The 12593-nt window shown below is 42.7% G+C and carries 10 protein-coding genes; 6 read left to right on the top strand and 4 right to left on the bottom strand.

The annotated features are described in order from the left end of the window. Nucleotides 1-51 precede the first annotated feature (51 nt). Nucleotides 52-777, top strand: a complete 726-nt coding sequence (locus ACFSYC_RS00635; RefSeq protein WP_377122298.1) for a Bax inhibitor-1/YccA family protein — start codon at nucleotides 52-54, stop codon at nucleotides 775-777. Nucleotides 778-1081: 304 nt separating this feature from the next. Next, complete coding sequence (locus tag ACFSYC_RS00630; protein ID WP_377122295.1) at nucleotides 1082-1948, top strand: DUF808 domain-containing protein; 867 nt, start codon at nucleotides 1082-1084, stop codon at nucleotides 1946-1948. A gap of 205 nt (nucleotides 1949-2153) precedes the next feature. Here the strand turns inward: ACFSYC_RS00630 and ACFSYC_RS00625 are convergent, their stop codons facing one another. Further along, complete coding sequence (locus tag ACFSYC_RS00625; RefSeq protein WP_377122292.1) at nucleotides 2154-3716, bottom strand: glycoside hydrolase family 76 protein; 1563 nt, start codon at nucleotides 3714-3716, stop codon at nucleotides 2154-2156. Between the two features lie 31 nt (nucleotides 3717-3747). After that, nucleotides 3748-5343, bottom strand: coding sequence for a LamG-like jellyroll fold domain-containing protein (locus ACFSYC_RS00620; RefSeq protein WP_377122289.1), 1596 nt, complete (start codon nucleotides 5341-5343; stop codon nucleotides 3748-3750). A gap of 447 nt (nucleotides 5344-5790) precedes the next feature. Here ACFSYC_RS00620 and ACFSYC_RS00615 point away from each other — a divergent pair, with 447 nt between their 5' ends. Next, nucleotides 5791-6153, top strand: coding sequence for a hypothetical protein (locus ACFSYC_RS00615; protein WP_377122286.1), 363 nt, complete (start codon nucleotides 5791-5793; stop codon nucleotides 6151-6153). Between the two features lie 44 nt (nucleotides 6154-6197). Here ACFSYC_RS00615 and trhO read toward each other — a convergent pair whose 3' ends face one another. Further along, a complete protein-coding gene (trhO, locus tag ACFSYC_RS00610; protein WP_377122283.1) occupies nucleotides 6198-7151 on the bottom strand; it encodes an oxygen-dependent tRNA uridine(34) hydroxylase TrhO in 954 nt (317 codons plus the stop codon). A gap of 78 nt (nucleotides 7152-7229) precedes the next feature. Then, complete coding sequence (locus ACFSYC_RS00605; protein WP_377122280.1) at nucleotides 7230-9722, bottom strand: DUF5686 and carboxypeptidase regulatory-like domain-containing protein; 2493 nt, start codon at nucleotides 9720-9722, stop codon at nucleotides 7230-7232. A 126-nt stretch (nucleotides 9723-9848) separates the two neighbouring features. Here ACFSYC_RS00605 and kbl point away from each other — a divergent pair, with 126 nt between their 5' ends. The 3 genes from kbl to ACFSYC_RS00590 all read left to right on the top strand — a co-directional run bounded on the left by kbl (nucleotide 9849) and on the right by ACFSYC_RS00590 (nucleotide 12591). After that, entirely contained in the window at nucleotides 9849-11039 is a 1191-nt protein-coding gene (gene kbl, locus ACFSYC_RS00600; protein ID WP_377122277.1) for a glycine C-acetyltransferase, read from the top strand. Between the two features lie 102 nt (nucleotides 11040-11141). After that, complete coding sequence (gene pheS, locus ACFSYC_RS00595) at nucleotides 11142-12176, top strand: phenylalanine--tRNA ligase subunit alpha (RefSeq protein ID WP_377122274.1); 1035 nt, start codon at nucleotides 11142-11144, stop codon at nucleotides 12174-12176. 1 nt (nucleotide 12177) lies between these two features. Next, nucleotides 12178-12591 carry a hypothetical protein gene (locus tag ACFSYC_RS00590; protein ID WP_377122271.1) on the top strand — a complete coding sequence of 138 codons (414 nt, stop codon included), beginning with the start codon at nucleotides 12178-12180 and terminating at the stop codon, nucleotides 12589-12591. The last annotated feature ends 2 nt before the right edge of the window (nucleotides 12592-12593 follow it).

Raw genomic sequence — 12593 nt, 5'->3', positions numbered from 1 at the left:
GCATTTTAAGTATAAAACAGTAAATTCGTACTTTGTAATCTTTAAATACGAATGGAAAATAATAAATCAAATTACTCTTACGACAACGTAATTGAAGTAACTGATACCGACTCGTCAAGAAAATATCTCGCAAAAGTTTTCACTTGGATGTTTGTCGCTTTGGGCGTATCTGCAGCTACTGCGTATGCGTTTTTTGCTAACATTACTTTGTTAAATCTTATTGTAGGGCCAACCGGTTTTACCATGTTAGGTTATGGTGTATTGTTTGCCCCGTTGGCGTTTTCGTTAGTGATCAACTTCGGTTTTAACCGTATATCTTATACTGCGATGATTGGCCTTTTTATGGGGTATGCGGTGGCAATTGGTATAACGCTAAGTATTTTAGGGCTCATTTATACGGCAGGCTCTATGTTCACGGTATTTTTAAGCGCGTCAGCAGTGTTTGCTGTTATGGCGGTTGCAGGTTACACAACGCAGCAAGATCTAACCAAATTTGGTTCAATCCTATTTACCGTTTTTATCGGTGTTTTTGTGGTTGGCTTGATCAATTTCTTTATGAAAAGCGCGCAGCTTGACTACATCATCAGCATCGTATTTGTTATTATAATGATAGGCCTAACATCATTCTATATGCAAATGTTGAAGCGTATAGGCGCGGGCTTAGAATATGGATCAGAAGAATCAAAAAAATTAGTGATCATTGGTGCTTTTATGCTTTACACAACGTTTATCAACCTGTTTATGTCTATGTTACGTATTTTTGGTAACAGACGCTAAGCACAATAAACCATAACCGTGCCGGTAAAAAAGTGTAAATTATTTATTGCTTTTCTACCGGCATTTTAATTCCTCTTTACCAGGTGCTCATCTGCGATTGATGATCGGTTCACGCGGTCTCTCGCTTTGGAAGATATATAAGCGATTTAGAAAGGGCGATAACCCCATCGTTGCATCGCACAGCCATTCGCCTCTCCGAAAGCGTGAATGGTTAGATGTAGCCGCAAACCAACTCTTGGCTTGATTTTAGCTTTAGCAAGCCGTAGGTAATTTATATCTTGCCACACATCAACTTATATAAAACATGGCATCTGGTTTCTTTGCTATTTTAGACGATATAGCCGCGTTAATGGACGATGTGGCAATAACAACAAAGGTTGCCGCGCGTAAAACCGCTGGAATTTTGGGCGATGACCTTGCAGTAAATGCCGAAAAAGCCACCGGCTTTTTATCGTCGCGCGAGTTACCAGTGCTTTGGGCCATCACAAAGGGCTCCTTTATAAATAAGCTAATTATAGTTCCTATTGCGCTATTGCTAAGCGCATTTTTGCCTGTCGCTATTACCGTAGCCTTAGTTTTAGGCGGATTTTATTTGGCTTATGAGGGGGTAGAAAAGATTGTAGAATTTCTTTTTCATCGCGAAAAGAAGGGGCACGAGGTAATTAAAGAAGCGGTTACTGATGATGCCGAAGCTGAAAAGGCCAAGGTGAAATCAGCCGTAACTACCGATTTTATACTGTCTGTCGAGATTGTCATCATTGCACTGGGTACAGTTGTAGAAAAAGATCTGACTACGCAAATCATCACCGTATCTGCTGTTGCGCTATTAGCCACCGTTGGCGTTTATGGCATTGTAGCCCTTATTGTTCGTATGGACGATGCGGGTTACAGCCTTATTAATCGCTCAAAAAACAAAGGCTTCTTTTCATTACTGGGTAAACTGCTAGTTAAGTCGCTACCCGTTATTATTAAAGTATTGGGCGTGGTTGGTACTATAGCCCTTATCCTTGTATCGGGCGGTATTTTTGCGCACAATATTGAATACTTCCATCACCTGTTTCCAACCTGGCCGGTTATAGTTAAAGAACTAACATTTGGCATAGTGGCAGGCTTATTGGCAGTGGCGGTAGCAGAAGGTGGAAAAAAAGCGATATCAGCATTTAAGAAGTGAAACTTGTACAAGATGATTCCTTTTTTGAATAGATAAAGGGCCGGCTGTGCGATAGCCTTCTTCGGAGGGCGGTTTGGTAACGGACTATCCCAAGGTAGTATTTTTGCTCACCGCGATGACAGAGCTTTGGTTACACAGATATAAACAATAAAGCCTTCCCACAACTATGTAGAAAGGCTTTATCGCTTATAAAAACTTGTTTGGACTACTTTAATCCCTGATGCTCTAAAAGCGCCAATCGCGATAGCATTTCTAAACAAGCACCCTGAAACAGTATGTCAAAATCTGTCTGCGTTGTGCCCCCTCTCAGATCACTATTGATCAAATTGGTGGTACGGTTGCGGGCGTTGGATAGCCAGGCATTGGTCATGGTTTTCTGGTAAGCACGGACATAAGTTTTGTCCCCATCTATCTTATACAACTCAATAAACCCTCTGAACAGGATAGCCTGGAACCATACATGGCCCGGTTGCATTATCCTGAACGACTCGCCCATGGTGTAAGAATTAAACGGAGCAAACCATCTGGCGTAAGCAGCTTTAGCTACGTTTTGCGCATCGGTAAGGTATTGCGTCTCGCCGGTTATTTTGTACAGCAATGCCGCCGCTTGCATAGGCTGGCCGGCGTTATATTCAAATTTAGATTTTTCAATAACCAACGGCGAGTTAAAGTTGCCTGAAACGCTTGGGTGAATGTTATCCCAATACAAATAATCTGCAGGGTCTTGAAGGTTCGTTTTTGTCCACGCGTATAAAGCTTTGGCACTTTGTAAATATGTAGCATCATTAGTTGCCATATACAATTTAGCAGCTAAAACCGCTGCAGGCGCGCTCGAACAGGTGTTTTTTGATTCGCCAAATTCTTTCCAGTAAACACCGCCACCCATTACGTTATCCGTGCCGTAGGCAACAAAGGTCCAAACCAGTTTTGCGCGTGTAAGGTAACCTTCGTTTTTGGTAAGCATATATAGGTCAACCATATCCAGGCCCACCCAAATGTTGTCATCGAAATAGCGCTCATCGCCGGTACCAGGGTACACCGCGAATGCCTCTGGTTTGCCACCCTTGGTGTTTCTAAATTTGTCTATACCTGTTAGTAAACGGTTGTCATAAGATCCTGCTATTTTGTTTTTATAGGTTGGGTATGCTTCTGCAGCTTCTTTAAAAGCGGCGTAGCCAGAGAAAGCTCCACCGTGCCCCCACATTGTCGCCGCGCCGTTCCAAAAACCATCTTTAAACGGATAGTTTGAGGTCCAGATGTCTCGCTCTTTACCGTTAAGGTAAAGACTCACCAACGATGTCATCAGGGTATCGGCACGTTTCAAAAATACCGGCGTTAAATCGGCCACCGGTGGCGCCGTAGGCGAGTACGGTGTAGCTTGGGTTGTCGCCGCAACAGAGCGTACCCCGGCTTTGTTGATAGCAACCACGCTAATGTTATACTGTACGGTTTTAGGTACAATAACAGATACTTTTTGCGCGGCACCCTTAGTGGCATTTAAAAGCACCGGGTTAGCAGTAACGTTCACTCCGCCTGATGTTGGCGTATAAGACACCGATACCTTAGACAGTGCCTCGTCGTTAGGGTTAGTCCAGCTTATTTGAAGCTCATTTTCCTCTGTAGTCGGCACCGCGCTTAAGCCGGTTACACCAACCATTGTTGTGCCAACGGTGTCGCCAGGCATAATTATTTCCTGTGTCTTTTTACAAGCGGTTAGTACAAACGTACAAAGCGCCAACAGGATAAATATTTTAGATAATATTTTCATTTCAATTTTTTTAGATCTTTTAAACCATGCATTAATTAGGGCAGCCTTTGCTTACAAACACGCTGGCCGGGGCCTTAACTTGGGTATAGCTACCACCTGCCTTGGCGTTAGCCAGTATCAGATTAGTTTCGTACTTGCCGCCATTGCTGTCCTGTATGTAACCTGTTTCTGCACCGGCAGTAAAGTTCCAGCGGGCCAAAAGGCCGGGGTTTGTAGCGCCAGTTAGGCCGCACATGTTATCTTTAATTTGCTGCGCGGTACGGGCAACAGTCCACACACGGGCTTCAGAGATAGTACCTTTCATAGCTCTAAAATCCTGACCTACGGCGCGGCCAATCTCAAACCTGTTACCATCGCTGCTTGATGCAAGGTTTATGGATGTATGCGTTTCGTCTTGGCGTATAACCACCAATACATCCTGCACACCGTTAATGTATAACTTGTATTTTTCTTTCACATCAGTTTGGTTGCAATCAACCACGAGCGCAATGTTCATCCATTGGTTAAGGTTAAAGTTTGATGTGCTTTCAAGGGTGATCTTATCACCAAGACCGACAATCTGTAAGGGATGCGTCGGGCGGAAATCGTCATTTTTACCTCTGATGAGGAGGTTGCCCTCCAGCCCGATAAAGGTTTGCAGGCCGCGGTAGCCATCTATTTTACAGGTAAGCTCAAATGTTACGGTTTTAACTGATTTTACCGATACGTCAACAATAGCTATGTCATTAAAATTGGCATAACCAAAGTACTGGTCGCTAAGGTTCATAGCAAATGCTGCACCATCAACCTTAACATTAACAGTAGCTTTTTGTCCTTTTTTATCTTCGATAGTTACCACTGTGGTGCCGTTGATCTTACCTTTAATGGTTAATACGGTGCCAATTATATAAGCTTTTGCTATTAGTGGGTTAGCAACGCTAACCTTATAATCGCCATTTCCTGCAGTGATATTTATCTCTGTACTGGCTTGTACAGCAGCAAGAGTAATGTCAGTTTTGCTTAACGCGACGGCAGTTGGAGCTGTAATGTTTAGTGTTATAATAGCTTCTTTACCTTTGGCGTCGGTCACTTTAACCTTTGCCGTACCAGCTGCAAGCGCTTTAATGGTAAGTTTGCCATAGGTTTCTATCTTGGTTTTGTTGATCTCTACCAATGATGCGGTATTTTCAATAGCTTCGGCCTGGTAGCCGGCATTGCCGCTATTTATATTTATGGTGACTTCGTTTTTACCGGTGATACCTACTTCAAGATCGGCCTGCGTTTTGCTTAGCACAAGGTCAAATAGCTTTGAAACCTCTACATCAATGCTTTGGCGCTTAAACATTTTATCGGTGATAACAATGTAGGCATGCGCTTTGTCTTGGTTTGTACCGGCGGTAATGGTTATAATGTTGCCGCTTACAGTGGCTTTGGCTATATCATCATTTGACGATATAGCTTTATACTCGCCGTTTCCACTGTTAATGTTCACATTTATGGTGCCGCTGGGTAACAGGGCTACGTTAGATTTCTCCAGCGTCATTTCGACGACGATAGGATTAACGGTTTCTTTCTTGGTGCAGCCATACATAAGCAGCTGCAAACCTAGAGCCGCACTTAGCAATAATGCCTGGTAATTTTTTGACATAGGTAATTGGTTATTGGGTGAATAAAATTTAGGGTTTGAGCACAACGGAATTGATTGACTATAATTGCAAAACAATGTCGTACTTATTTAGCTGGTTAAGCTTAGTGTTAATCAATATAAACGCTTTAACAAATTACTCAGAATTGGCTACCCGCAATGGAGTTATCTGGATTTAGGTAAAAGGTTGAAGCTGTTTAACGGTAAATAATTGGTGGCACTAAAGTAGCAAAAAAAACAGAAAGCCAAATTTAATTTGTGTTTCTAGCATTACACTTCTCGTTTTGCTACTTTTTATAGCGTTACAGTTGCTTTTTGATTAAAGAAAAAGCTTTTGAAGATCATGATAACCTTTGTTGGGATAAACAACCGTTACCGCTTATAGGTTGCTACCAACCTTTTTAAAAGGATTTTTAAATTTATTAGCTTAGGCCAACTCATCAATCTGGTATGACTTTTACCAAGCTGGTGCCAAGTGTGTTTTACACTGATATCAACATAGGCCTTAAAACTTTTATTGATTGCCTCGAATTTACTCTCGCCCACCAGGATCTAAATGCCGCCAATCCATTTTGTGTGGTAGATAAAGGTAGCCTAAGCGTTATGATCTTTGAAAATAAACACCAGGCCCAAACCGATCATCCTGAATTAAGATTGGTGACACACGATATCGAACACGTTTACCAGAAGGTAGCCTCGAAATTCCCTGAGCTGCTGCATCCCAACCTGAATGAAGTGACGTTAAGGCCCTGGGGCGCAAAAGAATTTGGCTTGGTAGACGGGCAAATTGGCATTAGAGTAATGCAGTGGTAAGAACAGCCTGTCATCCTGAGCGTAGCGAAGGATGACAGGCTTAATTAAGCAAGCGAAACTTTACCTGCCTTTACGTTAACCGGCAGCGGCACCTTTACATAGTAACCCGTACCATCATACTCGCGCTTGCGGGGATGCTCTTTACAAGCATCGCAGCAGCAGCCTTGCATAGTGGTGCCGCAGTCATCGCATTGGGTAAAATGCTCATTGCACTCGGGATTGGCGCAGTTGATCATCTTATCGGTAACGTTGCCGCAATTGTAGCAAGTTGCAATCACCACCGGGTTAACCGAATTTACTTCAACCGCTAAGCGATTATCAAATACGTAGCACTTACCATCAAAGTCTTCGCCCCCTGCTTCTTTGCCATATTTTATAATGCCGCCGTGCAGTTGGTAAACATCGGTAAAACCTTCGTGCAATAACAGCGCCGATGCTTTTTCGCATTTAATGCCGCCGGTGCAGTAGGTAATTATCTTTTTGTCTTTGTATTCAGCCAGCTCGTTGATCTTCTCCGGGAAATCACGAAAATTCTCAATATCCAGCGTAATAGCGTTTTTAAATTTGCCCAGGTTGTGCTCGTAGTTTGAACGTACGTCTAGAATTATTACATCCTCGCCATCCTTCATCTCCAGGAATTCTTGTGGCTCTAAATGAATCCCTGTTTTATCTTGAGGATTGATGATATTCGGATCGCGCAAACCGGAGTGTACTATCTCGTCTTTATATCGCACATGCATTTTTACAAATGACGGGGAATCAACTTCATCAACTTTAAAGTCTATTGATGCAAAACGCTCATCAGCATGTAAAGTATCCATATAGGCTTTACAAGATTCGGGCGAACCTGAGATAGTGCCGTTTAAGCCCTCGGTGGCAACTATAACCCGGCCGGTAAGGTTAAGGGATTTACAAAATTTTAAATGATCGGCTGCAAACTGCTCGCCGTCGGCTATTGTCGAATAACAATAGTACAGTAGTGTATTGTATTGTGCCATAAACCATTGATGCCGCTGCAAACGGCGTTAAATGAGGCGCAAAGATAAGTTATTGAGCTGAAACCGAAAAGACCCAGCTTATCTTATACCATAAAATATCCTGAACCCTTGCATATACTTACTGTTACCCGCGTAAGATATGCCGTAATCAACCCTGAAAACAAACCGCTGCAGGCCCACATAAGCTTCGCTATAGTTCATGTTGCTGCGTTCAGTAAGGTAGTTTACACCTATAATTTCTTCGAGCTTAAGCTTACGGATAAAGCCTATGCGGTTAAGTAACGCCCCGGCGAAGTTATGCTGATAATGAGCTTCAAGATAAAAACTTGGGGCGCTGAACTGGTAGAAGGGCAGGAAGTGAAAACTGCCAATGTAAGTAGGATCAAATGTGGTACCCTGGTTGCCTAAAAAGTGATTGTAATCCATAAAGTACAAGGCCTTTTTAGTAAAGAACGTACCTGTATTTACTTTAAATGCCGAATAGCCAAGCAGCCCCGTTCTGATCTTATCCTGCGATATATCTAACGATACAAAATCGTAATCGGCATCAGCACCTAAAATGCCAGAAAAAGCCTTTCGATAATTTACCGTTAAAGTAGGGTAGGCTGATGGCAGGTAAACTTTGCCGGTTGGGCGGGTTATATATTTTTGATCAAAAGTGAACTTAACGGACGTATTTAAAGTTAACGCCTCGTGCTGCGGAAACAAAAACGAGCGGTCATCGGCAGGCGTGCCCGGTGGCGCCAGCGGGTTATTTGATGTATATTCCCTGTTTTTGGCTTTAAAAATGTGATTATACGAATTGTTGTACATCTGGGTACGCCTGGCGTACGTTAATGAACCATTAAACATGATGCCATTGGACAGCTCGCGACGATAACCACCGCTTAAAAATTCGGACCTGTAATATTTTACATAATTGTTATTACTTAGCAGTGTACTTAGCGTATTAAAAAACAGAGATCGTGTGCCTACATTATTAAGGTCAATTACATCGCTGCCCGCATTAATAAAAAATTGACTGGCATTAAAAGGGTTGTAAAGGTAAGATGCCTGCACATTGGCATTGAATAACTTATTGCCAAATCCGTATCGTATTGCAGGCGAAATGCTGAACGTTTTAAGGTCATCAGACGTGGTGGAATAACGGGCCTTTAAGTTTACGCCAACACCTTCAACCGTATTGTAAAACAAGGTTTGATTAAACGGAAATACATACAGTGAGTCTTTATTGTCCCTGCTGGTAGACGTAAAACCAAATACAATGTAAGGCAAAATAAGAAATTGGTTCTTGCTTTTTTGTAAGGAGTCCAAGTATGGCCCCGACTTTTGCACGGCCGCAATGCTGTCTTTTTTCTGATAGTCGCGTGCCTCTTGCTGGGTTAACGGAATTGGGCGGGTTTTGACCCAATAGTCTTCGTTTTTAGTGTTGGCAATGGTGTCTATCTTTAAAATCTCGCCATTAAAAAAGCCCGGTTTCTGCTGTACGTTAAAACGATAGTTGTTATAAACACCCAAATAATATCCCTGAAATTTAAAACCAAATACCTTGCCGCTGTAGTCATATTGGATAGATACCGGCATCCAGGTACTATCCTGTACAGCTACATATTGCTGGCTTATCAGCATGGTGTCTACCAAATTAAGCTTGTTGGTTCTGTTTGTTAGGCGCAGGTTTACACTATAGATACGCCAATCGCCCTCAACAATGTATATGTCGCCCTCAAAAGCATGGTCGCCCAATCCTTTAGGCCATAATGATATCTTGTCAATAGTGCGGCCATTGGTAACAGTTTTGCCCACCAGTTTGTAGTTGTAATATTTAAAAGCGTTATGGGCAATTGGGGATACAAAGCCGTTGCTGCTCAAACCTTCGATAGTGAAAATATTATTATAGAAATTAGCGCCCAGGTCTGACGCTTTGTTATAGCTAAACGTGGGGGTAATACCCGCAACGCGCGATGCTATCATCTCCTCTTTCACCTTATCAGGGCTTTGGTAATTAAAACTTGACAGCGTTTCTGACTGGTACAATATTCCCCGTCCATTGCTGTCAAGATCCAACACGGTTGATACGCCGCTCTTTAGTAATGATTTAGGGGCGCTTATTAATTTTTGCACACCTTTTACATAGATGGCGCACCCGTATGATTTAATTTCGTTTAAATAATACTCGCGTTTAGCTATTACTTTACGCAAAATAATAGCCGCCGCAGTGTCTGCATTACGCTTATCAGAGGCAAGGGTTACGGTGTTTAACTGAAACGTCTCGTCCTCTAGCTGTAAATCCCGGCGCTCTTCCTTATCATTAATAACAACCCGCTGCACGCGCTCTCTGTACCCTACATAACGATATATCAGGTCGTAAGTGCCGGGGCTTAAGTTAAATTTATAGATACCTTCTTCGTTAGTAGTTGTGCCGTAAGTTGAATTACGAATGTAAACCGAGGCAAAAGAAATTGGCTGGTTTTTCGCATCAGTAATACGGCCCGACAAAACGTATTGTTGAGCCGACGCCTTAAATGCTAAGGCGTTAATTATGAAGAATATCGGGAGTAAAAATCTTTTCATGCGTTTGAACAAATAATGCTTAAAAAGCTTAAATGTTTTGTTTGTGGCATATTATTATTTAAACAAAGTAGATGTGAAGTCAAATCCCCCTATAAATGCTTAGTTTTGCGCAAATTAAACGATCTCATGTACACTACACTACAACCGGTTTTGCAACAAGAACTTGCCGCTATAGAAGAGGCAGGTTTATTTAAAAAAGAGCGTATCATCACCTCGGCGCAAGGCGCCGATATCACCGTGCAGGGTGGGCAGGAAGTAATAAACTTTTGCGCCAATAATTATTTGGGTTTATCCGGTGATGCGCGGGTTATTGAAGCTGCAAAAAAAGCGATGGATACCCATGGCTACGGTTTGTCGTCGGTACGTTTTATTTGTGGTACACAGGATATCCATAAACAACTAGAGCAAAAAATATCTGATTTTTTAGGAACTGAGGATACCATACTTTACGCCGCAGCATTTGATGCTAACGGTGGTGTGTTTGAACCGCTGTTTGACGCACAGGACGCTATTATATCCGACGAGTTGAACCATGCTTCTATAATTGACGGTGTACGGTTGTGTAAAGCCCAACGCTACAGATACAAACATGATGACATGGCCGATTTGGAAGCTAAACTACAAGAAACGGCAGGCTTGCGTCACCGTATTATTGTTACCGATGGCGCTTTCTCTATGGATGGCACTATTGCTCAATTAGATAAAGTTTGCGCACTTGCCGAAAAATATAATGCCTTAGTGATGATTGACGAAAGTCACTGCTCAGGCTTTATGGGTAAAACCGGCAGAGGTACGCATGAGCACCATAATGTTATGGGTAAGATAGATATTATTACCGGCACCTTAGGTAAAGCCTTGGGTGGCGCATCGGGTGGTTTTACATCAGGCCGTAAAGAAATTATTGACATGTTGCGCCAACGCTCACGACCATACTTGTTCTCAAATACTTTGGCCCCGGCAATTACCGGTGCATCAATTGCTGTGTTGGATATGTTAAGCGAGAGAACACAACTGCGCGATAAACTGGAAAGCAATACCCAATACTTCCGCAAAGCGATGACCGAAGCAGGTTTTGATATCAAGCCGGGGGTGCACCCAATTGTGCCTGTAATGCTGTACGACGCAAAACTTGCGCAAGAATTTGCTGCGAAAATGCTTGAAGAAGGTATTTACGTTATTGGTTTTTATTACCCTGTGGTGCCGCAAGGCAAAGCACGTATCCGTGTGCAGATCTCTGCCGGGCATGATATTGCACACTTAGATAAAGCTGTTGCTGCCTTTACAAAAGTAGGTAAGGCTTTAGCAGTGATTAAATAAACGACTCCATTTGTCATTACGGGAGGTGAAGCGATAGCACGCTGTAACGTTGGCTCCCTATAACGACAAATATGTTAATTTTGTAGATTACAATACATTATAATGCAAGATAAAATAGATCAATACACTGCCGAGATAAACGCTTTTTCTCCCGCTAACGCGGATGAACTGGAGGTGTTCCGTATTAAATTTTTAGGAACTAAGGGATTAATTAAAGATCTTTTTGAAGATTTTAAAACCGTTGGTACTGAAGAGAAACGCATATTTGGCAAGGTATTGAACCAGTTTAAACAACTGGCCGAAGCCAAATACAATGATCTTAAAGAGAACCTTACTTCGGCTGTTGACGAATCGAAATCAGACATCGACCTAACCTTACCCGGCGATAACTTTCAGGTAGGCTCGCGCCATCCGTTATCACTGGTACGTAATGAGATCATTGATATATTTAAACGCCTTGGCTTTAACGTAGCCGAGGGGCCGGAAATTGAAGATGACTGGCATAATTTCTCTGCCTTGAACTTCCCGGAAGAGCACCCCGCCCGTGATATGCAGGATACTTTCTTCATTAAGAAAAATGCCGGGAAAGACGATATTGCTTTGCGTACCCACACATCATCTGTACAGGTACGTATGATGGAGAACGGCAAACCACCGTTCCGTGCTATTATGCCGGGCCGCGTTTACCGTAACGAGGCAATATCTGCCCGTGCCCATTGTTTTTTTCACCAGGTTGAAGGTTTATATATCGACGAGAATGTGTCTTTTGCCGATTTAAAGCAAACGCTTTACCATTTCGTTCAAGAGCTTTATGGCGAAGGCACGCAGGTGCGTTTCCGTCCATCATATTTTCCGTTCACCGAGCCATCTGCGGAAATGGATGTATCATGCACCATTTGTAAGGGAGCGGGCTGCAATATGTGTAAACATAGCGGCTGGGTTGAAATTTTAGGCTGTGGCATGGTTGATCCAAATGTGTTAGAAAATTGCGGCATAGACAGTAAGAAATTTACCGGCTTTGCTTTCGGCATGGGTATGGAGCGTATTGCCAATCTTAAATATGTAATACGCGATCTGCGTTTATTTAGTGAGAATGATGAGCGTTTTCTGAAACAGTTTCAAACTGAAATTATATAGCATGATCAAAAAACCGGGGATAATTGCACTGTTGATACTCAGCTGGTTCGGCTGCGGTAAATCAACTGACTATGTCCCCAGTGTAGCTGTTAATTTCCAGATGGCCCTGAATGATCCTCGATTAGCAGCTTTAAAGAATCCCGGTGGTGCCGTTATTATTAACGGTTATGGCGTGTCGGGTTTAATCCTGTATCGTACTACGCAGGGTTATGCTGCATACGACCGGTGCAGCGCCTATCAGCCGCAAAATAAGTGCGCCCTAAATCTTGATAATCCCACCCTTACCGTAACCGATCCATGCAGCGGCGCTAAATGGCTTTTACAGGATGGTACACCCGCCAAAGCCCCTGCTGTAAAATCATTGAAGACTTATACAGTAAATGTTAGTTATTTTGAGATATTTGTAACTAACTGATA

The sequence above is a fragment of the Mucilaginibacter antarcticus genome, assembly GCF_042686155.1.
Classification (GTDB): Bacteria; Bacteroidota; Bacteroidia; order Sphingobacteriales; family Sphingobacteriaceae; genus Mucilaginibacter; species Mucilaginibacter antarcticus.
The sequence above is the reverse complement of the archived record's forward strand: the minus strand, read 5'-3'. Positions and strand labels throughout refer to the sequence as shown.